Here is a 20,188-nt window from a genome sequence, read left to right on the forward strand (position 1 = left end):
GTTCAAGCGATGAATGCACAGACCGAAAAATTTTTGATCGACGGCCCCGTGGGCAAGATCGAAGTCGCGCTGGACCGGCCCGCTGAAGGCACGGCGCCGCGCGGCATTGCGCTAGTCGCGCATCCGCATCCGCTCTATGGCGGCACCATGGACAACAAGGTCGCGCAGACGCTCGCGCGCACGCTTGTGCAGCTTGGCTACATTACGTATCGATCGAATTTTCGGGGCGTCGGGCAAACGCAGGGCGAGCACGACAACGGCACCGGCGAGCGCGACGACCTGCTGGCTGTCCTTGCCCACATGCGCGCGCAGCCGGGTCAGGCCGACGTGCCGCTCGTACTCGCCGGTTTCTCGTTCGGTACCTTCGTGGTGTCGCACGTGGCAAAGCAATTGCGCGAGTCGGGCGAAGTGATCGAGCGCATGGTGATGGTCGGTACGGCGGCGAGCAACTGGCCGGTCGCCGAAGTGCCCGACAACACGCTCGTGATCCACGGCGAAGTCGACGATACCGTTCCAATCGCCTCGGTCTATGAATGGGCGCGTCCGCAGGAATTGCCTGTGGTGGTGATTCCGGGCGGCGAGCATTTCTTCCACAGGAAGTTGCATGTACTGAAGAAGATCATCGTTGACGCGTGGCGTTGAGACCGCCTCAAAAATTCAGCATCCTCCGATAGATTCAGCGCGCGGCGCAAAGGCTTTCAAACGCTTTGCGCCGCGTCTGTTTTTACATTCGCTTTCACGAATCCCATTTGAATCAAGCCGCTTCTCAGGCAAAAGGCACATGCCGCACGCGTATAATGGCGCAGACTTTTGCGCGGCCAAGGTTGATCGGCCAGCGCTTGCCGTAGTGCATGGAGCACGCGAGTCGCGGCTTGTGCCGGCGGCTTGCGCGAAGCCCATGTGCCGCTTGAGTATCGAAGCGCGCGGAGGTCAGTCCGAACGAATCCCGGCGCCGCGCGTTAAAGCCAGGCGCTCCGCCCGACTGACCTTCCGCCTGTACAACCCGCGAGTCGCGTTTCCCCGGACATCCCGGAGAACGCCGGCTCGCCGATGCCTTTTCTGCCGATCCGAACCTATGCGCTTTTCCCCTTCCGGCTTGTCCTTTGTTGCTCCTTCCTTCGTTCACCGTGCCGTTGCTGCCGCGATCGTTTTGCCCGCGGCGCTCGTTGCGTCCAGCGCGTTCGCCCAGGTCCCACCGCCCGACGTAACGGCCCGTTCGTGGGTTCTCGTCGATGCAACCAGCAACCAGGTGCTTGCTTCCGGCAATCCGGACGAACGCTCGGAACCGGCGTCGCTCACCAAGCTGATGACCGCGTATCTCGTTTTCGACGCGCTGAAGTCGAAGAAGATCAACATGGAGCAGACCGTCATGCCGAGCGAAGCCGTGCGCCGCGTGGGCACGGACGAGTCGCGCATGTTCATCGAGGCGAACAAGCCGGTGACCGTTCACGATCTCGTGTACGGCATGATCATTCAGTCGGGTAACGACGCAGCCATTGCGCTCGCCGAACTCGTGGGCGGAAGCGAAGGGAATTTCGTCACGCTGATGAACGCGGCGGCCAAGCAGATCGGTATGAAGAATACCCATTTCGCCGATGTCAACGGCATGCCCGACCCGAATCACTACACCACGGCGGGTGATCTGGCCGTGCTGTCCACGCGCCTGATCCGAGACTTCCCCGAGTATTACGCCATCTTCTCGGTGAAGGATTTCACCTATAACAAGATCAAGCAGCCGAACCGCAACCGGCTGCTGTGGATCGATTCAACGGTCGATGGCCTCAAGACGGGCCACACGAAAGCAGCGGGCTATTGCCTGATCGCAACCACGAAGCGCCCGCTGGAAGGTGTGCCTGACGCAAGCCGCCGCCTGGTCGCCGTGATGATGGGCGAGCCGAAAGAGCACAATCGTGTGCAGGACAGCCTGAAAATGCTCAACTACGGCTATTCGGCCTATGACGCCGTGCGTCTTTACAAGGCCGGTCAGGTGATCGATTCACCGCGCGTCTATAAGGGCACGGAAAACGCCGTGAAGGCCGGCGTGGAAACGGACCAGTACATCACCGTGCCGAAGGGCATGGGCGACAAGGTCAAGCCGACGGTTGCGCACAACGACACCATCGTTGCGCCGATCAAGAAGGGCCAGCAGATTGGCTCCGTCAAGATGATGGCCGATGGCAAGGAAGTGGCGCAATTTCCGCTGGTTGCGCTGCAGGATGTTCCGCAGGCTGGTTTCGTTGGCCGGACGTGGGATTCGTTGTTGATGATGTGGCAAAAGAAGAAGTAAGCATCAGCCAGCCGAGTTGGAATCGGGCGATCCGGCTCCATCTATGCAAGCTGTAAGACGCCCGGACGGCCCGGGCGTCCTGTGAAGGAGAACACCATGAGCTCACCTGATATCGACGCGCTGTTCGATTTCCCCTGCGATTTTCCAATCAAGGTGATGGGCGCGACGCACCCCGAGTTCCGCGACGCCGTTGTTACCGTGATCCGCGAATTCGACGATCAGTTCGACGTGGAGCGCATCGAAACGCGGCCGTCCTCAGGCGGCAAGTACACTGGATTGACGGTGACCGTGCGCGCCCAAAGCCGCGCGCATCTCGACGATATTTATCGCGCGCTGACCGGCCATCCCATGGTCAAAGTGGTGCTTTGAGATTCTGCTGCGGCTCCAGCAGCGGCTTGGCCGCGCGCCGGGGCCCGCCGCATACTGACGGCGTACTCTCGTACAGTTGCTTGAACTGCATGATTTCATCGACCAACCACGTACGGAACGTCTGCACCCGCTGTGTTGCCAGAAGGGCAGGCGGACATACGAAGTAATAGTTCCACGGACTCGGTCCATCGATATTGAAAAGCCGCACGAGCCGTCCCGCCACGATTTCATGCATGGCGAGCGACCGCCGCACGAGCGCGATTCCCTGGCCTTGAATGGCCGCCTGCAGCAAATTCGACGAATCCTCGTATAAGACACCGCGCTTGGGTTCGGGCAGATCCACCAGCCCGGCTGCGTCGAACCATGGACGCCAGAGTTCGTCGTGCGAGCGCAGCAACGGCGCGTCCGCCATCTCGGCGAGCGTGCGCGGCAGCTTGCCGCCACGGAAATTGGGCGAACACGCGGGGAAAAACACTTCGTCGAGCAATTCCTCCGAATGCAGTCCGGCGTATTTCCCGATGCTGGCGAAGCGGATGGCGACATCCACGTCTTCGCGCGAAAAATCCGTGAGTTGATTCGTCGACAGCAATTCGAGATTGATCTCCGGATGCTGTTCAATAAACCCGCCAATACGCGGCGTCACCCAGCGCGCGGAAAAAGACGACAGCATCGAGACCACCAGCCGCCGGTCGCGATCCCCCGCGCGCACGCGGCGCGTGGCTTCGGCCAGCGTGGCGAGCGTCGTGCGGACCTCCGTGGCGTATTGCCGGCCAATATCCGAAAGCCGCACGCGCTTGCCATCGCGGGCAAAAAGTATCACGCCGAGATCCGCTTCCAGCGCCCGGATCTGATGACTCACGGCGCCGTGCGTGACGAAGAGTTCGTCGGCGGCGCGGGAGAAGCTTTCGTGTCGCGCTGCGGCTTCGAAAGCGCGCAACGCATTGAGAGCGGGGAGTTGGCGTAGGTCCACGATCATCGGCCCGAATGTGTGTATGTGTGAATTTATCTCACAAACCGACGAAAATTGCTCGTTTTGCGTAAAGCCATGCTGAGTCTATCTTCTGCTCATCAACACGATTTTTGGCGGAGGATGTCATGCGAGAAATATCCACAAGCATCATGTTTGAGATCACGGACGGCGAAACGGTGCCGATGCGCATTGGGCGCAGCGTCAAGCTGAGCGTCCAGGGAGCGCCAGTGTGGGCCACGCGCAGCAACGACACCGAAGACTATTGGCTGGTCCCAGGCGACTCGATGAAGCTGCGCGAACGCGAGCGGCTTTGGCTGAGCACCGAGAAGGGCCGCACGGCGCAAGTCGTTTTCACGTTGGCGCCCCGGCCGGATCAGCGCGCGATCGGCTGGCTTGCACGCGGGTTCGAACGGCTGGCCAGCCGGTTCAGGTCCGGATGGCGAACGGTTTGATCGTTGGCCGGGAACTCGTCCTCCGGCGAGGGCGGCGGGATTTCGGTAAACTGGTGAAATCATGTCCGCCACGCCGGTAACAACTTTCCCCTCAATTGTCGCCGAGCGCGCCGCCCCAAGCGCGCTGACGCCCACGGTCAACGTCCTTTGGCGCGGCCTTGAGCCGTACACCGAAAGTTTCGACGCCATGCGCGCATTCACCGAAGCGCGCACGCCGGACACGGCCGATGAAATCTGGCTCGTCGAGCATCCGCCTGTCTTTACGCTCGGTTTGGCGGGAGACCCCGCGCACCTTTTGAATCCCGGCAGCAACATTCCCCTTGTAAAAGCCGATCGAGGTGGCCAGATCACGTATCACGGGCCGGGGCAGGTCGTGGCGTATCTGCTGCTAGACCTGCGGCGGCGCAAGCTGATGGTCCGCGAACTCGTGCAGCGAATCGAGCAGGGCGTGATCGAAACCCTTGCATCGTATAATCTCGATACTGAACGCAAAGCGGGCGCGCCCGGCATTTACGTGGCAGGGGATGTCGATGAGACGGCCACCCGGCAAGCCCACGCGGGCGCGAAGATCGCGGCGCTTGGCCTGAAAATTCGCAACGGCTGCAGTTACCACGGCGTGAGCCTCAACGTGAAAATGGACCTGCAACCGTTCCTCGCGATCAATCCTTGCGGTTACGCGGGACTTGAAACCGTCGATATGTTCACGCTCGGCGTGATGGCCGACTGGAACGACGTGGCTCAAACGCTGGCTGAAAACCTCACTCACCACATCGGCGGACAAAGCGCGACCGCCGCCCAACCGCAGAACGGCGCGCGGACCCCGCAAGCCGTCTGAATGGACCGACCGAATGACTGACGTAACCGCAAACATCGCAGCACAGGGCGCATCGCCCGCTGTTCCCTACGACGCCACCGCCAAGCAAAAGGCGCAAGCAAAAACGGCGCGCATCCCGATCAAGATCATCCCCATCGAAAAGCTGAAGAAGCCGGAGTGGATTCGCGTGAAGGCCGCGACCGGCAGTTCGCGTTTCACCGAAATCAAGCAGATCCTGCGCGAGCACAACCTGCACACGGTGTGCGAGGAAGCGAGTTGCCCGAACATTGGCGAATGCTTCGGCAAGGGGACGGCCACGTTCATGATCATGGGCGACAAATGCACGCGCCGTTGCCCGTTTTGCGACGTGGGCCACGGCCGCCCCGATCCGCTCGATGCCGACGAACCGCTGAATCTGGCTCGCACCATAGGTGCGCTGAAGCTGAAGTATGTGGTGATCACGAGCGTGGATCGCGATGACCTGCGCGACGGCGGCGCCGCGCATTTCGTGGAATGTATCCGGCAGGTGCGCGAGCACTCGCCGTTGACGCGCATCGAAATCCTGACGCCGGATTTCCGCGGCCGGCTTGATCGTGCAATCGGTATCCTGACCGCCGCGCCGCCCGATGTGATGAACCACAATCTCGAAACGGTGCCGCGTCTTTATAAGGAAGCGCGTCCGGGTTCGGATTACGCGCATTCGCTGAAATTGCTGAAGGACTTCAAGGCGCTGCATCCGGAAGTGGCGACCAAATCCGGCCTGATGGTTGGTTTGGGCGAAACGGAAGAGGAAATCCTTCAGGTGATGCGCGACCTGCGTGCGCACGACGTGGATATGCTGACCATTGGCCAGTATTTGCAGCCGTCGGAACACCATTTGCCTGTGCGTTCGTACGTTCACCCGGATACGTTCAAGATGTACGAGGAAGAAGCGTACAAGATGGGGTTCACGCACGCGGCGGTTGGCGCAATGGTTCGTTCGAGCTATCACGCCGACCAGCAGGCGCACGATGCGGGACTGGTCGGAGCGGTCTAGGCTCTTTTTGACCAATGCTTGAAGAACCCACGGAAACGTGGGTTTTTTTATGCCTGTCGGCGTCTGTTTGCCCGGAAATCGCGAGCAATGGAACCGTGAATCCGGATCGCGAAAAACCTCGGGAAAGCCCGTATTTAAAGCCTCTAAGGGATTACCCGAATGCCGTCCGGATCGTCGGACGGTGTTTATACAGGATTCCGGAAACACGGATTCTTATCGTTTCGTGGCGTCTAAAAACCCTTAAAAATCAACGTCTCACGCGGGTTAAAAACTGGCATTGACCTTGCAATATGGAAGGCAGGCCAACTGGCCGCAAAAAAACAGGGAGACGATTCGATGCAACCCATCCCATTCAACCTGACCTGATCATTGCCGACGCCAAACGCGCATCGCCGCAATCGAGCGCCGGCGCGTTTTTGTTTCACCCTTTCGCTATTCGCCGACCATGCCCGCAACCACCGTGACAACCGTCAAGAAACCTTTTTATAAAGTCCTGTATGTGCAGGTGCTGGTGGCTATTGCCATCGGTATTGCGCTCGGGCACTTCTATCCCGCGCTCGCCACCGACATGAAGCCGCTCGGCGATGGATTCATCAAGCTCATCAAAATGGTGATCGGGCCGATCATCTTCTGTACGGTCGTGACCGGGATTGCCGGCATGGAAGACATGAAGAAGGTCGGGCGCGTGGGCGGCAAGGCGCTGCTTTACTTCGAAATCGTCTCCACCTTTGCGCTCGTGCTCGGCCTCGCCGCCACGCACCTGCTGAAACCGGGCGTGGGCTTCAACATCGATCCGGCCACGCTCGACGGCAAGGCGGTTGCTTCGTACGCTGCGAAGGCGCACGGCCAGTCGACGACCGACTTCCTGCTGCACATCATTCCGGACACGATCTCGTCGGCGTTCGCACAAGGTGAAATTCTGCAGATCCTGCTCGTCGCACTGCTGTTCGGCGCGGTGCTGGCCACGGCGGGCGAGAAAGGCCGCGTGGTGACGGGGTTTATCGAAGGGCTGTCGCATATCCTGTTCGGCATTGTGCGCATCATCACGAAGCTGGCGCCGATCGGCGCGTTCGGCGCAATGGCGTTCACCATTGGCAAGTACGGCATCGGTTCGCTGATTCCCATGCTCAAGCTGATCGGCACGTTCTATCTGACATCGGTCGTGTTCGTGGTCGTGGTGCTCGGCATCATCGCGCGGCTGGTGGGCTTCAACATCCTGCGCTTCGTGGCGTACATCAAGGAAGAAATGCTGATCGTGCTCGGCACGAGCTCGTCTGAAGCCGCGTTGCCGCAATTGATGCTCAAGCTCGAAAAGCTCGGCTGCTCGCGCTCGGTGGTGGGCCTCGTGGTGCCGACCGGCTATTCGTTCAATCTCGACGGCACGAACATCTACATGACGATGGCCGTGCTGTTTATTGCCCAGGCGACGAACACCGACCTCACGTGGACGCAGCAACTGACGCTGCTCGCCGTGACCATGCTCACCTCGAAGGGCGCAAGCGGCGTGACCGGCGCGGGTTTCATCACGCTGGCCGCAACGCTTGCCGTGGTGCCGACCATTCCGCTGTCGGGCATGGTGCTGATTCTTGGCATCGACCGCTTCATGAGCGAGTGCCGCGCGCTGACGAATATTGTGGGCAACGGCGTGGCGACCGTGGTTGTGTCGGCGTGGGAAAAGGAACTGGACCGCAACAAGCTGCGCGATCAGCTCAGGCACGGCGCGGTCGATACCGAAGCCGAGACGGTTTCCTGATCGTCGCCACGGCGATTCAGCCGATCGCACTAAGGAACCAACAGCAATGAAAGCGGCGAAGCATTCTCTGGCGGATGCTTCGCCGCGTGCGTTTACCGATGCCAGCGCGGCGGACGCGGGCTTTGCTGAACGTGCGGGGTCCGAGGCGTCGTTCGAAGCGGCGCGTGCCACAATCGGGGGATCCAACCGACTGGAACCCGTTCCCGTGACGCGGCGTTTGCTGGTTTTCCTCGTTCTTCTTGCGGCGCTGTGCGGCGTGTGCGCGCTCACGTGGAGCATTGCGTGGCAGCGCGGCCTGGATGACCTTCGCCAGAATGCGGCGACGCGCGTCGACCGCACAACCGCCGAGCTGAAAAGCACGCTCGACCGGTACGAATATCTGCCGTATCTGTTGTCACGGCATCCGTTCGTGCAGGAAGTTCTCGCCGATCCAAACCCGCGCTACGCGGCCCGGGCGGACCGCTATCTCGAGGACCTGAACACGCACGCGCGCGCGACGGCGACTTACATCATCCAGGCCAACGGGCGCTGCGTGGCGGCGAGCAACTGGAACGGACCGGACAGTTTCGTGGGCGCGGAGTATCTGTTCCGCCCGTATTTCGTCGATGCCCTCAACGGTGGGACGGGCCGGTTTTTCGGGCTGGGCACCATTTCGCGCGAGCCCGGATATTTCATCTCGCAGCCGGTTTTCAGGGAAGGGCCGTCCGCGGGCGCGGCGCGCGAGATTATCGGCGTGGCGGTCGTTAAGCTGAACCTGGAATGGCTGCAAGGAGCGGACGCCACCGAACCGCTGCTCGTGACCGATGACCACGGCGTGATCTTCCTCTCCTCCGTGCCGGAGTGGAAATATCACACGCTGCGGCCGTTGCCGAAGGACGTCGAGGCATCGGTTTATTCGGCGCGGCAATACGCGCAACATCCGGTCACGCCGCTGCCGATGACCATCGTTCGGACGCTTGAAGGCGGCGCGCAGATCGTGCGCGTGGGCGGTGGCCGCGACGCGCCGAGTTATCTCGCGACGCAGCGCGCGCTCGGCGAGCCCGACTGGCACCTGATGACGATGGTGTCGCTCGCGCCAGCCGTGGATGCGGCGCGCAGCGCGACCATTGTTACGGCGCTGCTGTATATCTCGCTATGTTCGGTGGCGTTTTATTGGCGCATGCGCCGCGCGCGCGTGCGCGAAATGATCCGCAGCCGCGCGCTGTTGCAGACGGCTTACGCCGAGCTCAACGAACGCGTGGCGGAGCGCACGGCGGATTTGTCGCAGGCGAATGCGTTGCTGACGAAGGAGGTGAGCGAGCGCACCCGCGCCGAGCAGGACCTGCGCGCGGCTCACGACGAACTCATCCAGGCGAGCAAACTTGCCGCTTTGGGACAAATGGCGGCGGGCATCACGCATGAACTGAATCAGCCGCTTGCCGCGCTGCGCAGTTTCTCCGATAACACCCGCGTGTTTATCGAACGCGGGGATCATGTGGCGGCGAACGAAAATCTGGAAGCGATCGCCGCGCTCACCGAACGCATGGGCAAGATCACGAACCAGCTCAAGTTGTTCGTGGCGAAAGCTCGTCCAAAAAACGCGCGCACCGACGTGCGCCGCGCATTGCGCAACGTGCTCGCCATGCTGCAGCCGCGCTTGAAACATGTGAAAGTCGCGTTGAGCGCGGACGGTCAGCCACCGCTTCACGTGCGCTGCGAGGATCTGCGGCTGGAGCAGATCCTGATCAACCTGATTGGCAACGCGCTGGATGCGGTGCAATCGTGCGATGTTCCGCGTATCGAGATTGAATTGCTCACCCATGAGACCACGGTCGAGATCGTGGTGCGCGACAACGGCCCCGGCATTGCCGCCGATATCCTGCCGCGTCTATTTGAGCCGTTCTTTACGACGAAGGAAATGGGGCATGGATTGGGCCTCGGACTCGCAATTTCGTCGGCGATAGCGCGTGATTACGGCGGCACGCTGGTCGCGCGCAACGTGGCGCGGCAAATCGAAGTCGATGGACCCGAAGGCGGCACGCAAGCAGACGCGGACCGGTCGCAGGGCGCAGAATTCGTCATTACGTTGTTGCGCGCCTAGCGTATCGAGCAGAAACGGGAAACCATGACAACAGGTCTTGAGGTCATCTTTATCGAAGACGACGAACTGGTGCGGCGCGCGAGCGTGCAAAGTCTTCAGCTCGCCGGCTTCGACGTCGCAGCGTTCGGCAGCGTGGAGGGCGCGGCACGGGCCATCGACGCGAGTTTTCCCGGCGTGATAGTCAGCGATATCCGCTTGCCGGGCGCAAGCGGCCTCGAGTTGCTCGCGCAATGTCACGAGCGGGCGCCCGAAGTGCCGGTGATCCTGGTCACAGGCCACGGCGACATATCGATGGCCGTTCAGGCAATGCGCGACGGCGCGTACGATTTCATCGAAAAGCCGTTTGCGTCCGAGCGGTTGATCGAAGCGGTCCGGCGTGCGCTCGAACGGCGCAAGCTCGTGCTCGAAAACCGCGCACTCAGGCGCGAGCTTGCGGGTCAGAGCAGTGTGGCGCCACGGATCATCGGTCGCAGTCCGGCGATTGAGCAGGTTCGCAAGCTGATCGCGAACGTGGCGCCGACCGACGCGTCCGTGCTGATCAACGGCGATACCGGAGCCGGCAAGGAACTGATCGCGCGCAGTCTGCACGATCTCTCGCCACGCCGCGACAAACCCTTTATTGCGGTGAATTGCGGCGCATTGCCCGAGCAGATGTTCGAATCCGAGATGTTCGGTTATGAAGCCGGCGCGTTTACCGGTGCGCAGAAGCGGCGTATCGGCAAGCTGGAGCACGCGTCCGGCGGCACGCTTTTTCTCGATGAAATTGAAAGCATGCCGCTCGCGCTGCAGGTGAAACTGCTGCGCGTGTTGCAGGACGGCGTGCTGGAGCGGCTGGGTTCGAACCAGCCTATTCGCGCAAATTGCCGTGTGATCGCGGCGGCAAAAGGCGACATGGCGGAGCACATCGCGGCGGGCACGTTCCGGCGCGACCTGATGTACCGCCTGAACGTGGTGACGATCACGCTGCCGCCGCTTGCCGAGCGCCGCGAGGACGTGGTGCCGCTCTTCGAACATTTTCTCCTCGATGCCGCCGTGCGCTACGAGCGCGCCGCGCCGCTTTTGAGCGACCGGCAGCGAGCCGAGCTGATGCAGCGCGACTGGCCGGGCAACGTGCGCGAATTGCGCAACGCGGCGGACAGGATGGTGCTTGGAATCATCGATGAAACCGGCGTTCCGATCGATGCCGCCACGCAGTCGCTAAAAGAGCGCACGGAGCAGTTCGAGCGCGCGGTGATTGGCGAGGCGCTGGAGCAATGCGGCGGCGTGGTGGCCGCGGCGGCCGACCGGCTGCAACTGGGCAAGGCGACGCTTTACGAGAAGATCAAGCGCTATGGGCTTGCCGCGAAGGGAGATGGCGAGCGCTAGGGATTCCTGGATGCTTGAAAACAAAAACGCCCGGCTTGGAAACGTCCAGCCGGGCGTTTTGCGGTAAGGCTCTTTAGCCGTTTTGGCTCATGCTTATTCTCACGCTCACGCGGCGTTCAGCGCCTTGTCCAGCAAGGCATCGAGTTCAGCGAACGTCGGCTCGCCCACGTAGCGCTTCAGGATCTTGCCGTCTTTGTCCACCACGAACGTGGTCGGCGTGAGCTGCACATTGCCGAATTGCTTTGCCGCGCTGCCGTCGTCCATGGCGACCTTGAATGGCAGGTTGCGCGTCTGCGCGTAGTTGTTCACGTACATGGGCGCGTCGTAGTTCATGGCGACTGCAACGAACTCGAGGCCGCGGCCCTTGAAGCGGTTGTACGTATTGATCATCTCGGGCATCTCTTTCATGCACGTCTCGCAACTCGTCGCCCAGAAATTGATCAGGTAGACCTTGCCCTTGAGATCCGTCGATGTCGAAACCTTCTGTCCGGACAAGAGCGTGAAGGTCGCATCCGGCACGCGTTGCTGCCCACCAAACGCGAAGTAACCGGTGCACGCGATCACGCCCGCCACGACCGCCATGACGATGTAGCGCAGCGGGCTTTTGCCGCGCGCAGATGAAGCCTGTGAATTCTCTGACATGAAAACCTCGGCCGTACTCGATTGAAAGGCGTCTGTTTGCAGCGGCTTTGCGGCGGATTCGCGCGGTTGCCACGCATTGCTGAATATTGCTGAACTACTGGATGCAGCGCATTTTAGCCCTAATCTCAGAAAAGCGTTTTACCGGAAAAGCGTCCCCAGCATGGCAGCAGCACCATTGAGGCAGGCAGCGGATAATTACGTTTTCTCTCGCTGCTTTCCAATGAACCGATTTTCTGCAACTGCATCCTCACCATACTCCGCCTTGCGTCGCGTGCTGTTCAGAGCCACCGCTTTGCTGTCCACGGCCGCGGTGCTCCTTGCCTGCACGCCGGCCTACGACTGGCGCACGATCCAGAACAATGACGACGCCTACGAAGTGACTTTCCCCGCCAAGCCCCGTTCGGATGCGCGCGACGTCGAAATCGCCGGAAAGGCGATGCACATGAAGATGCAGACCGCCGAAGCAGGCGATGCGGTTTTTGCCGTCGGAACGATTGACTTGCCCAATGGAGAGCCCGCCACGCAGCAAGCCGCTCTCGATTTTCTCCAGCATGGCCTGGCGCGCAACCTGAATGCTGCGCCAGCGGCGCATCCGGTCGAGATCGAAGTCGCTGCGGGAGGGCGGCTGCCAGGCTCGGAAATCGCGGTGAACGGCACGCGCGAAGACGGCCAGAGTCGCGAAACACGCCAGATTCGCGCGCGTTTTATCGCAAAGGGCACGCATGCGTATCAATTGGCGATCGTCTCGACGAACGCGCCGCCAGCGGAGCAAGTCGATCAGTTTTTTTCTTCATTCAAGCTTTATTAAGTATTTGCAGGTGCCGATCCCCCGTTTTTAACCGCCATTTCATTAGTTGATTGACGCCAAAGGGACGTTTCACCTTTAAGAATCTAGACAAGCATGTAAGCCTAAAACTAGGATTTATCTCAGTTTTTTAAACTATCCACAGAGGCTGTGGATAACTTTGTGGAAAAGGTGGTCCGGCAAGCTGCAAGCGCCCGTCCCGTGCGGCTTCCGTTGCTTTGCCTCGATTCTCGGCAATGTTAAATAGTCATTAAAATCAATCGACTACGAGGTGTTGCCAAAATCCGCATTTGATCTGACGTTAAGGAAACAAGGAACGGTCCAGTGTGCATAAGTCAAGTCTTGACACGTGATTTTCTTTCGCCACATAGACTGCCGGCCTTAGGTTGAAGCAAACGCCCGCCTGTACTGAATCGCCTCGGCGAGATGGCCCGCGCTCGGCGATTCCGCATCTGCCAGATCAGCAATGGTGCGGGCTACCTTGAGCACCCGGTAGTACGCTCGCGCTGACCAGCCAAAACGCTCACCCGCTTCGCGCAGCAACGTTTCGCCGGCCGCGTCGGGACGGCACACGTTATCGACTTCGCGGCCGTCAAGTTCGCGATTTGTCTTGCCCTGCCGCTGAAGCTGGCGCTTGCGGGCATCGGCGACACGGCGCGCCACGACGGCGCTTGTCTCGCCCACCAGAGCGCTTCTCGCCGACAGTTCCGCCGGAGACAACGCAGGCAGCTCGATCTGGATATCGATGCGATCCAGCAGCGGTCCCGACAGTTTTCGCAGATAACGCGCGGCGATTTCCGGCGTGCAGCGGCAACGTCCGTTCGGATCGCCTCGCCAGCCGCACGGACACGGATTCATGGCTGCGACCAATTGACACGCTGCCGGAAAATCGGCCTGATGCGCGGCCCGGGATATCGTGATGCGCCCTGCTTCCAGTGGCTCGCGTAGCGTTTCCAGCACTTTCCGGTCGAATTCAGGCAATTCGTCCAGAAACAGCACGCCCAGATGCGCCAGCGTGATTTCGCCCGGCTGCGGCGGATTGCGGCCGCCCACAAGCGCAACCGAACTTGATGAATGATGCGGCGCCCGGAACGGCCGCCGACGCCATTGCGCCGGACTGAATCCCAGCATGCTCGCAGAAAGTATCGCGGCCGAAGTCAGGGCTTCGTCGTCGGTCATTGGTGGGAGGAGGCTGGGCAAGCGGGCCGCGAGCATCGACTTGCCTGCGCCCGGTGGTCCGATCATCAAGAGATGATGTCCACCTGCCGCCGCAACCTCCAGCGCACGCCGCGCGCCGGGATGACCAATGACATCGACAAGATCGGGCAAGGGCACGCGACGATCCAATGGAGAGTCGAGCGCCGCGCTGCGAACAGGCGTGAGCCGACCGTTCTCCGATCCACAAAGATGTGCACACAAAGTGGGCAGATCAGGTGCGCCGAACACTTGAATACCGGGCACAAGCGCCGCCTCCGCCGCGCTCGCCGACGGGAGATATATTTCGGGCATGCGTGTGTCCGTGTCGCGAACGAGCGCGCCTTCCGGCACCACGGCGCTCGCGTATTGCCGCGCGGCGCCGCAAGCCATGGCAAACGCGCCGCGCATTGGCCGGATCGAGCCGGTCAGCGACAGTTCCCCCGCAAATTCGCGATTCAGCAACGCTTCAACAGGAATCTGGCCGCTCGCGGCAAGAATGCCTAATGCAATCGGCAAGTCGAACCGGCCGCTTTCCTTGGGCAGGTCGGCAGGAGCGAGATTGACGGTGATCCGGCGCACTGGAAAGTCGAAACCGCAATTCTGAAGCGCGGCACGAACGCGCTCGCGACTTTCACGGACTTCTAGGTCGGGCAAGCCGACGATTGAAAATGAAGGCAATCCATTGGCGAGATGAACCTCGACGGTCACCTCCGGCGCGCGCCCGGGCGCGGGCGCGCGGCTGCGTACCACAGCAAGCGACATGATTTTTCCCCGCTGCCTGTGCCTCGCAAACGCAAGGCGCCGGCTTTATTGACTCAACATCACGGCTCGCTTGGCCGATGACACGCTTTCAGTTCCTTAAGGTCAATCCTGAACGCTTGAGGACGTTGAACCCGCTGCCTTCGCTTCCAGTTGTGCTACCCGCCGTTCGAGTTCTTCCAGCCGGGTGCGGGTGCGCACCAGCACTTGCGTCTGAGTATCGAATTCTTCGCGCGTAACCAGATCCAGCTTTGAGAAGCCTTGCGAAAGCATCGCTTTCATATTCTTTTCAATGTCCTTGGCCGGCGAATTCTTGAGCAACTCGCTCATCTTGGCCTGGAAGTCATTGAATACATCGTTCGGCTGTTTCATACCGTCATTCCTCTTTCGCACCATAAAAGTGCAGTCGTTGTTAGCTCAGTGCCCCGGCATTACGGATGATCCAATTTGGTGCGCGATGTTTCGCAAAACGAAAGACGGTGCACATTGGCGCGGCGTGTTGCCGCAAATTGGGAAAACCGTCAAAACCAGGCTTTCGTACCGGACCTTGCGTGCACTCTAGCAACGATCCACGGTGCGCGCCAGCACACCCGGGCGCCGTTAGCCACCCGGTCTACGAATTCGGGTCCTGCCCCGCGAGAGCCCTGATGCGCATACCGGACACGCGCATGGCATACGAGTTGCATTAGTGGCCCGGGCCTTGTCCGTGCGCGCTTTTCCGGGCGGCCGGCGTAGAGCGTGATACGCCGCTCGCGGCGGCCACGAGGCGGCGGGGGATCAGGCATGGGACCAGATTGAGGCGCGAAAGCGCCAACTCTGTTCGACACACAGCGAGGGATACATGAAGCTCATTACCGCAATCATCAAGCCGTTCAAGCTCGACGAAGCACGCGAAGCGCTGTCGGCGATCGGCGTCTCGGGCATCACCGTGACCGAGGTAAAAGGCTTCGGCCGCCAGAAGGGCCATACGGAGTTGTATCGCGGCGCGGAATATGTCGTCGACTTTCTGCCGAAAGTGAAGATTGAAGCAGCGGTGTCGGACGATATCGTCGACCAGGCGATCGAAGCGGTCGAGCGCGCGGCACGCACGGGCAAGATCGGCGACGGCAAGATCTTCGTCACCCCGATTGAACAAGTCATTCGCATTCGCACCGGTGAAACCGGCGCGGACGCTCTCTAAGAAAAAACGAACCGGCGATAAGAGGAAACAGAAGAATGCGCAAATTATTGATGTCCTTGTTGATGGCGGGGTCGCTGCTGGGAGTCAGCGCCGGCACCGTGATGGCGCAGGATGCATCGGCGCCGGCGGCTGCATCCGCCGCGGCGGCGCCTGCAAGCGCACCAGATTCCGCATCTCCGGTCAGCGCCAATACGGCGCTGGCGTCCGGCGCCGAAGCAGCCTCGGCCGCCGCCCCCGCTTCGGGCGCATCCGACGCGGCAGCAGCACCGGCTGCGCCGACCGAACCGTTCTCCGTGGATTCATCGAAGATCAGTTCCGGCGACACCGCCTGGATGCTGACCTCCACCGCGCTCGTGCTGTTCATGACGATCCCGGGCCTCGCGCTTTTCTACGCCGGCATGGTGCGCAAGAAGAACGTGCTCGCGACCGTGATGCAGTCGTTCGCGATCTGCTGTCTGGTCACGATCATCTGGACGGTCGTCGGCTATTCGCTGGCGTTCACGCCGGGCAACTCGTTCATTGGCGGATTCTCGCGCGTGTTCCTGCACGGCATGAACTACATCAAGGGCGACAAGGCCACGACGCTGACCGTGAGCCATCTGGCTCCGACCATTCCGGAATCGGTCTATTTCGTCTATCAGATGACGTTTGCAATCATTACCCCGGCGCTGATCGCCGGCGCGTTCGCTGACCGCATGAAGTTCTCCGCGATGCTGGTGTTCATGGCGCTGTGGTCGATCATCGTCTACTCGCCGATCGCGCACATGGTGTGGGAGCCGACGGGCTGGCTGGCGACCGCAGGCATCCTGGACTTCGCGGGCGGCACGGTGGTTCACATCAACGCCGGTATTGCCGGTCTGGTCTGCTGTCTGGTGCTTGGCAAGCGCGTGGGTTACGGCCGCGAAGTCATGGCGCCGCACAACCTGGTGCTCTCGCTGATTGGTGCATCCATGCTGTGGGTGGGCTGGTTCGGCTTCAACGCGGGTTCCGCAGTGGCGGCTGACGGCCGTGCCGGTTTTGCGATGCTCACCACGCAGATCGCAACGGCATTCGCCGCATTCGGCTGGATGTTCGCCGAGTGGCTGGCAAAGGGTAAGCCTTCGGTGCTCGGCATCATTTCGGGCGCGGTCGCGGGCCTGGTGGCGATTACGCCGGCTTCGGGCTTCGTTGGCGTGACCGGTGCAATCGTGATCGGCATCCTGGCGGGCGTGGTCTGCTTCTGGTCGGCAACATGGCTCAAGACGAAACTCGGCTACGACGATTCGCTCGATGCGTTCGGCGTGCACGGCGTGGGCGGTATTCTCGGCGCGCTGCTGACCGGCATTTTCGCGGTCAAGGACATTGGCGGATTCGACGGCAGCATCCTCCTGCAAGCCAAGGGCGTGCTCACGACACTGGTCTACAGCGGCGTGATGAGTTTTGTCCTGTTGAAGATTATCGACATGGTCATGGGTCTGCGTGTCACGGAAGAAGAGGAACGTGAAGGCCTCGACGTGACGCTGCATGGCGAACACGTCGAATAAAAGTTGTTGGACGGGTTGAAACCGGGCGCGAGAGGCCGCGGTTTCGACCCTGAACATCGCTCAAGCATGAGCAGCATGGCTCCGAGACAAGCGCAGCGATTTTGCCCGCCCACAAAGGCGGGCATTTTTTTGTCCCGTTTTTGTGCAAGCTCTGCGCCTTTTCGCGCGTCAGCGGGGGGCGATCGGCGGCACGAACCGTGCGAATAGGCTTGGGAAAAGGGAGTTCATACCCAAATAAGTGAGGCATTTGCTCTACAATCTTTCCTCTTAAGTCCGCGAGTCATCAATGGTTCCGCATCTCGTAACGGCGTTAAACGGCCCCCTGCTCGATCTCGAGCGGAAGATACTCGACGCGACACCGTCCATTGAACGCTGGTTCCGGCTGGAGTGGCAGGAACACACGCCGCCGTTTTATTGTTCGGTGGACTTGCGCAACGCGGGTTTCAAGCTCGCCCCGGTCGATACCAATCTGTTCCCCGGCGGTTTCAACAACCTGCCGGTTGAAGTGCTGCCGCTTGCTGTGCAGGCCGCAATGGCGTCGATCGAAAAGATCTGCCCCGATGCCAAAAACCTTCTCGTGATTCCGGAGCGCCACACGCGCAACGCGTTTTATCTGGAAAACGTTGCGCGGCTCGCGACCATCATGCGTCAGGCTGGATTGAATATCCGTTTTGGCACGCTCGACGAAAACATTCACGGCCCCGTTACCATTGCGCTGGCTGACGGCCAGAAGATCGTGCTCGAACCGCTCGAGCGCACGCCTCGCCGGTTGGGTCTGAAGAATTTCGACCCGTGCTCGATCCTGCTGAACAATGATCTTTCGGGCGGCATTCCGCCCGTGCTGGAAAACCTGCACGAACAGTATTTGCTGCCGCCGCTGCACGCGGGCTGGGCGGTGCGCCGGAAATCCAACCACTTTTCCTGCTACGACGACGTCGCGAAGAAATTCTCGAAACTCGTGGAAATCGATCCGTGGATGATCAATCCGTATTTCGCGCATGTGGAAGGCGTGGATTACGAGGCGCGCACGGGCGAGCAGGAGTTGGCGGACGCCATAGACGGCGTGCTGAAGAAGATCGCGAAGAAGTATCGCGAATATGGAATCAGCGAGAAGCCGTACGTGGTGATCAAGGCCGACGCCGGCACGTACGGCAAGGGCGTGATGACCGTGCACGACGCTAGCGAAGTCGCCGCGCTGACCAAGCGCGAGCGCGTCAAGATGAACGACGCGAAGGACGGCTTGCAGGTCCACGACGTGATTGTCCAGGAAGGCGTGCACACCTTCGAGCGCGTGGAGAACGCGGTCGCCGAGCCGGTGGTGTACATGATCGACCGGTATGTGGTCGGCGGCTTTTATCGTGTGCACGATTCGCGTGACCGCGATCAGAATCTCAATGCGCCGGGCATGCATTTCGTGCCGCTTGGCTTCGAGCACACCGCGCTGCCCGACGCCCAGGCGAAACCCGGCGCAGCGCCGCCGAACCGCTTCTACATGTATGGCGTGGTGGCGCGGCTGGGGCTGCTGGCGGCATCGGTGGAACTGGAAAAGACCGATCCGGAAGCGATTCAGGTTTAAGCTTCATGTCTGGAAGACGACGGCCGCACGAGTTGCGGCCGTTTGCACGTCAGGCGCGAACGCACGCAACGTGTTAAAAATCGCGTACTGCAGGCCGCTCGGATTGCCCTGCGCCGCTTCATTGAATAAACCAAGGCCGAACGGCCGTTCTGGACGCTTATGGACATCCTTTTTATCGCCGATCCGCTCGATCACTTCAAGATTTACAAAGACACGACCTACGCCATGATGGCCGAAGCCGCGCGCCGCGGGCACACGCTCTACGCCTGCGAGCCGCAGCACCTGGCGTGGGTGTCGGGCAAGGTCGAAGGGCTGGTGCAGCGCGTGTCCATAGTGGGCGACGAAGCCGATTCCGCCCGCTCGCCGTGGCATGTGGCGGGCACGCCGGAACTGCGCGACCTGAAACAGTTCGATGCCGTCCTGATGCGCAAGGACCCGCCGTTCGACATGGAATACGTCACGTCCACGTGGCTGCTCGAACTGGCCGAACGCACCGGCGCGCGTATCTTCAACAAACCGCAGGCAATCCGCGATCATTCGGAAAAACTCGCGATTGGCGAATGGCCGCAATTCGTGGTGCCGACGCTCGTGACTCGCGACGCTGACCGTCTGCGTGCTTTTCACGCAGAACACGGCGACGTGATCCTGAAGCCGCTCGACGGCATGGGCGGCATGGGCGTTTTCCGCGTGAAGGCCGACGGCATGAATCTCGGCACGATCGTGGAAATGCTGAGCGGGAACGGCGCGCGCAGTGTCATGGCGCAGAAGTTCATCCCGCAAATTACCGATGGCGACAAGCGCATCCTGCTGATTGGCGGCGAGCCCGTGCCGTATTCGCTCGCGCGGATTCCGCAAGGCAATGAAGTGCGCGGCAATCTGGCTGCGGGTGGACTGGGCCGGGCGCAACCGCTGACCGAGAACGATCGCAAGATCGCAGAGACGCTGGGGCAGACGCTTTTCAGTCGCGGCCTGCTGCTCGTTGGTCTCGACGCGATCGGCGACTATCTCACCGAAGTGAACGTGACGAGCCCGACCTGCTTTCGCGAAATCATGGATCAGACGGGCTTTGACGTGGCGGGCATGTTCATTGATGCTCTTGAGCGTGCTGTCGGAACCAGTGCGTCCAAGAATTAGAGGCGTCTTTCAGGACGGTGCTCCGGCTGTTGATTCCGCCCGGACTGCTACAATCTGCCACTCATGAGATTCGTTTCGCGGTGCGATCCGGCCCCGAAACAGAAAGTGAGAACTTGCCGCAACGCATTTCATATTGCGCTGCGCAAGGCGTGCGAAATCCGACTAAGCTTGCAGTAGGCGGCTGATTCGGCGCTTTCGCATCCGGATCGATGTTGCGTTCGCGTTGTAAATGCGCGCATAAAACAG

At 60.9% G+C, this 20,188-nt stretch carries 18 protein-coding genes; 14 read left to right on the forward strand and 4 right to left on the reverse strand.

The window, feature by feature from the left end; genetic code table 11:
- The first annotated feature begins 9 nt into the window (after nucleotides 1–9).
- The 3 genes from ACRWA7_RS17490 (at nucleotide 10) to ACRWA7_RS17500 (ending at nucleotide 2,656) form a co-directional block, all read left to right on the forward strand.
- The gene (locus ACRWA7_RS17490; protein WP_060817355.1) at nucleotides 10–642 is read left to right on the forward strand and encodes an alpha/beta hydrolase; all 633 of its coding nucleotides are present in this window, start codon (nucleotides 10–12) and stop codon (nucleotides 640–642) included.
- A gap of 433 nt (nucleotides 643–1,075) precedes the next feature.
- Nucleotides 1,076–2,287, forward strand: a complete 1,212-nt coding sequence (locus ACRWA7_RS17495; RefSeq protein ID WP_060817354.1) for a D-alanyl-D-alanine carboxypeptidase family protein — start codon at nucleotides 1,076–1,078, stop codon at nucleotides 2,285–2,287.
- 96 nt (nucleotides 2,288–2,383) lie between these two features.
- Nucleotides 2,384–2,656, forward strand: a complete 273-nt coding sequence (locus ACRWA7_RS17500; protein ID WP_438395185.1) for a DUF493 family protein — start codon at nucleotides 2,384–2,386, stop codon at nucleotides 2,654–2,656.
- Here ACRWA7_RS17500 and ACRWA7_RS17505 read toward each other — a convergent pair.
- Nucleotides 2,640–3,626, reverse strand: a complete 987-nt coding sequence (locus ACRWA7_RS17505; RefSeq protein WP_438395187.1) for a transcriptional regulator GcvA — start codon at nucleotides 3,624–3,626, stop codon at nucleotides 2,640–2,642. The genes ACRWA7_RS17500 and ACRWA7_RS17505 overlap by 17 nt on opposite strands.
- Before the next feature lie 125 nt (nucleotides 3,627–3,751).
- On the opposite strand from ACRWA7_RS17505, the gene ACRWA7_RS17510 reads away from it, so the two are divergent.
- The 6 genes from ACRWA7_RS17510 (at nucleotide 3,752) to ACRWA7_RS17535 (ending at nucleotide 11,126) form a co-directional block, all read left to right on the forward strand.
- Nucleotides 3,752–4,078, forward strand: a complete 327-nt coding sequence (locus tag ACRWA7_RS17510; RefSeq protein WP_060817352.1) for a DUF2917 domain-containing protein — start codon at nucleotides 3,752–3,754, stop codon at nucleotides 4,076–4,078.
- Nucleotides 4,079–4,139: 61 nt separating this feature from the next.
- The gene (gene lipB, locus ACRWA7_RS17515; RefSeq protein ID WP_438395189.1) at nucleotides 4,140–4,913 is read left to right on the forward strand and encodes a lipoyl(octanoyl) transferase LipB; all 774 of its coding nucleotides are present in this window, start codon (nucleotides 4,140–4,142) and stop codon (nucleotides 4,911–4,913) included.
- A gap of 13 nt (nucleotides 4,914–4,926) precedes the next feature.
- On the forward strand, nucleotides 4,927–5,928 hold the full coding sequence (gene lipA, locus ACRWA7_RS17520) for a lipoyl synthase (protein WP_438395191.1): 1,002 nt from the start codon (nucleotides 4,927–4,929) through the stop codon (nucleotides 5,926–5,928).
- 445 nt (nucleotides 5,929–6,373) lie between these two features.
- On the forward strand, nucleotides 6,374–7,681 hold the full coding sequence (locus tag ACRWA7_RS17525; protein WP_060817349.1) for a dicarboxylate/amino acid:cation symporter: 1,308 nt from the start codon (nucleotides 6,374–6,376) through the stop codon (nucleotides 7,679–7,681).
- 46 nt (nucleotides 7,682–7,727) lie between these two features.
- Nucleotides 7,728–9,761, forward strand: coding sequence for a sensor histidine kinase (locus ACRWA7_RS17530; RefSeq protein WP_438395192.1), 2,034 nt, complete (start codon nucleotides 7,728–7,730; stop codon nucleotides 9,759–9,761).
- 24 nt (nucleotides 9,762–9,785) lie between these two features.
- Nucleotides 9,786–11,126, forward strand: coding sequence for a sigma-54-dependent transcriptional regulator (locus ACRWA7_RS17535; protein ID WP_060817348.1), 1,341 nt, complete (start codon nucleotides 9,786–9,788; stop codon nucleotides 11,124–11,126).
- A 105-nt stretch (nucleotides 11,127–11,231) separates the two neighbouring features.
- On the opposite strand, the gene ACRWA7_RS17540 is transcribed toward ACRWA7_RS17535, so the two are convergent.
- Nucleotides 11,232–11,768 carry a peroxiredoxin family protein gene (locus ACRWA7_RS17540; protein WP_060817347.1) on the reverse strand — a complete coding sequence of 179 codons (537 nt, stop codon included), beginning with the start codon at nucleotides 11,766–11,768 and terminating at the stop codon, nucleotides 11,232–11,234.
- Nucleotides 11,769–11,988: 220 nt separating this feature from the next.
- Here ACRWA7_RS17540 and ACRWA7_RS17545 point away from each other — a divergent pair, with 220 nt between their 5' ends.
- Nucleotides 11,989–12,576 (forward strand): hypothetical protein, encoded by a 588-nt coding sequence (locus tag ACRWA7_RS17545; protein WP_060817346.1) that lies wholly within the window; start codon nucleotides 11,989–11,991, stop codon nucleotides 12,574–12,576.
- 378 nt (nucleotides 12,577–12,954) lie between these two features.
- Here the strand turns inward: ACRWA7_RS17545 and ACRWA7_RS17550 are convergent, their stop codons facing one another.
- Nucleotides 12,955–14,532, reverse strand: coding sequence for a YifB family Mg chelatase-like AAA ATPase (locus ACRWA7_RS17550; RefSeq protein WP_438395195.1), 1,578 nt, complete (start codon nucleotides 14,530–14,532; stop codon nucleotides 12,955–12,957).
- Between the two features lie 102 nt (nucleotides 14,533–14,634).
- Complete coding sequence (locus ACRWA7_RS17555; RefSeq protein ID WP_060817344.1) at nucleotides 14,635–14,901, reverse strand: accessory factor UbiK family protein; 267 nt, start codon at nucleotides 14,899–14,901, stop codon at nucleotides 14,635–14,637.
- Between the two features lie 469 nt (nucleotides 14,902–15,370).
- Between ACRWA7_RS17555 and ACRWA7_RS17560 the strand changes: the two genes are divergently transcribed.
- The 4 genes from ACRWA7_RS17560 to gshB all read left to right on the forward strand — a co-directional run bounded on the left by ACRWA7_RS17560 (nucleotide 15,371) and on the right by gshB (nucleotide 19,942).
- Complete coding sequence (locus tag ACRWA7_RS17560; protein ID WP_031364354.1) at nucleotides 15,371–15,709, forward strand: P-II family nitrogen regulator; 339 nt, start codon at nucleotides 15,371–15,373, stop codon at nucleotides 15,707–15,709.
- A 35-nt stretch (nucleotides 15,710–15,744) separates the two neighbouring features.
- Nucleotides 15,745–17,232: an ammonium transporter gene (locus ACRWA7_RS17565; protein WP_060817343.1), complete on the forward strand. Its 1,488-nt coding sequence runs from the start codon at nucleotides 15,745–15,747 to the stop codon at nucleotides 17,230–17,232.
- Between the two features lie 286 nt (nucleotides 17,233–17,518).
- Nucleotides 17,519–18,808 carry a glutamate--cysteine ligase gene (gene gshA / locus ACRWA7_RS17570; RefSeq protein ID WP_438395198.1) on the forward strand — a complete coding sequence of 430 codons (1,290 nt, stop codon included), beginning with the start codon at nucleotides 17,519–17,521 and terminating at the stop codon, nucleotides 18,806–18,808.
- Nucleotides 18,809–18,967: 159 nt separating this feature from the next.
- A complete protein-coding gene (gshB, locus tag ACRWA7_RS17575) occupies nucleotides 18,968–19,942 on the forward strand; it encodes a glutathione synthase (protein WP_438395200.1) in 975 nt (324 codons plus the stop codon).
- Nucleotides 19,943–20,188 lie beyond the last annotated feature (246 nt).

Source organism: Caballeronia sp. DA-9, assembly GCF_051615025.1.
Taxonomy (GTDB): Bacteria; Pseudomonadota; Gammaproteobacteria; order Burkholderiales; family Burkholderiaceae; genus Caballeronia; species Caballeronia sordidicola.

What these genes read in the sequence shown, in the direction of transcription:
- lipA (WP_438395191.1), top strand. Translation starts at nt 4,927, where the DNA reads ATGACTGACGTAACCGCAAACATCGCAGCACAGGGCGCATCGCCCGCT.
- ACRWA7_RS17565 (WP_060817343.1), top strand. Translation starts at nt 15,745, where the DNA reads ATGCGCAAATTATTGATGTCCTTGTTGATGGCGGGGTCGCTGCTGGGA.
- ACRWA7_RS17535 (WP_060817348.1), top strand. Translation starts at nt 9,786, where the DNA reads ATGACAACAGGTCTTGAGGTCATCTTTATCGAAGACGACGAACTGGTG.
- ACRWA7_RS17490 (WP_060817355.1), top strand. Translation starts at nt 10, where the DNA reads ATGAATGCACAGACCGAAAAATTTTTGATCGACGGCCCCGTGGGCAAG.
- ACRWA7_RS17510 (WP_060817352.1), top strand. Translation starts at nt 3,752, where the DNA reads ATGCGAGAAATATCCACAAGCATCATGTTTGAGATCACGGACGGCGAA.
- ACRWA7_RS17540 (WP_060817347.1), bottom strand. Translation starts at nt 11,768, where the DNA reads ATGTCAGAGAATTCACAGGCTTCATCTGCGCGCGGCAAAAGCCCGCTG.
- ACRWA7_RS17555 (WP_060817344.1), bottom strand. Translation starts at nt 14,901, where the DNA reads ATGAAACAGCCGAACGATGTATTCAATGACTTCCAGGCCAAGATGAGC.
- gshB (WP_438395200.1), top strand. Translation starts at nt 18,968, where the DNA reads ATGGACATCCTTTTTATCGCCGATCCGCTCGATCACTTCAAGATTTAC.
- ACRWA7_RS17525 (WP_060817349.1), top strand. Translation starts at nt 6,374, where the DNA reads ATGCCCGCAACCACCGTGACAACCGTCAAGAAACCTTTTTATAAAGTC.
- ACRWA7_RS17500 (WP_438395185.1), top strand. Translation starts at nt 2,384, where the DNA reads ATGAGCTCACCTGATATCGACGCGCTGTTCGATTTCCCCTGCGATTTT.
- ACRWA7_RS17550 (WP_438395195.1), bottom strand. Translation starts at nt 14,532, where the DNA reads ATGTCGCTTGCTGTGGTACGCAGCCGCGCGCCCGCGCCCGGGCGCGCG.
- ACRWA7_RS17530 (WP_438395192.1), top strand. Translation starts at nt 7,728, where the DNA reads ATGAAAGCGGCGAAGCATTCTCTGGCGGATGCTTCGCCGCGTGCGTTT.
- ACRWA7_RS17545 (WP_060817346.1), top strand. Translation starts at nt 11,989, where the DNA reads ATGAACCGATTTTCTGCAACTGCATCCTCACCATACTCCGCCTTGCGT.
- gshA (WP_438395198.1), top strand. Translation starts at nt 17,519, where the DNA reads ATGGTTCCGCATCTCGTAACGGCGTTAAACGGCCCCCTGCTCGATCTC.
- ACRWA7_RS17495 (WP_060817354.1), top strand. Translation starts at nt 1,076, where the DNA reads ATGCGCTTTTCCCCTTCCGGCTTGTCCTTTGTTGCTCCTTCCTTCGTT.
- lipB (WP_438395189.1), top strand. Translation starts at nt 4,140, where the DNA reads ATGTCCGCCACGCCGGTAACAACTTTCCCCTCAATTGTCGCCGAGCGC.
- ACRWA7_RS17560 (WP_031364354.1), top strand. Translation starts at nt 15,371, where the DNA reads ATGAAGCTCATTACCGCAATCATCAAGCCGTTCAAGCTCGACGAAGCA.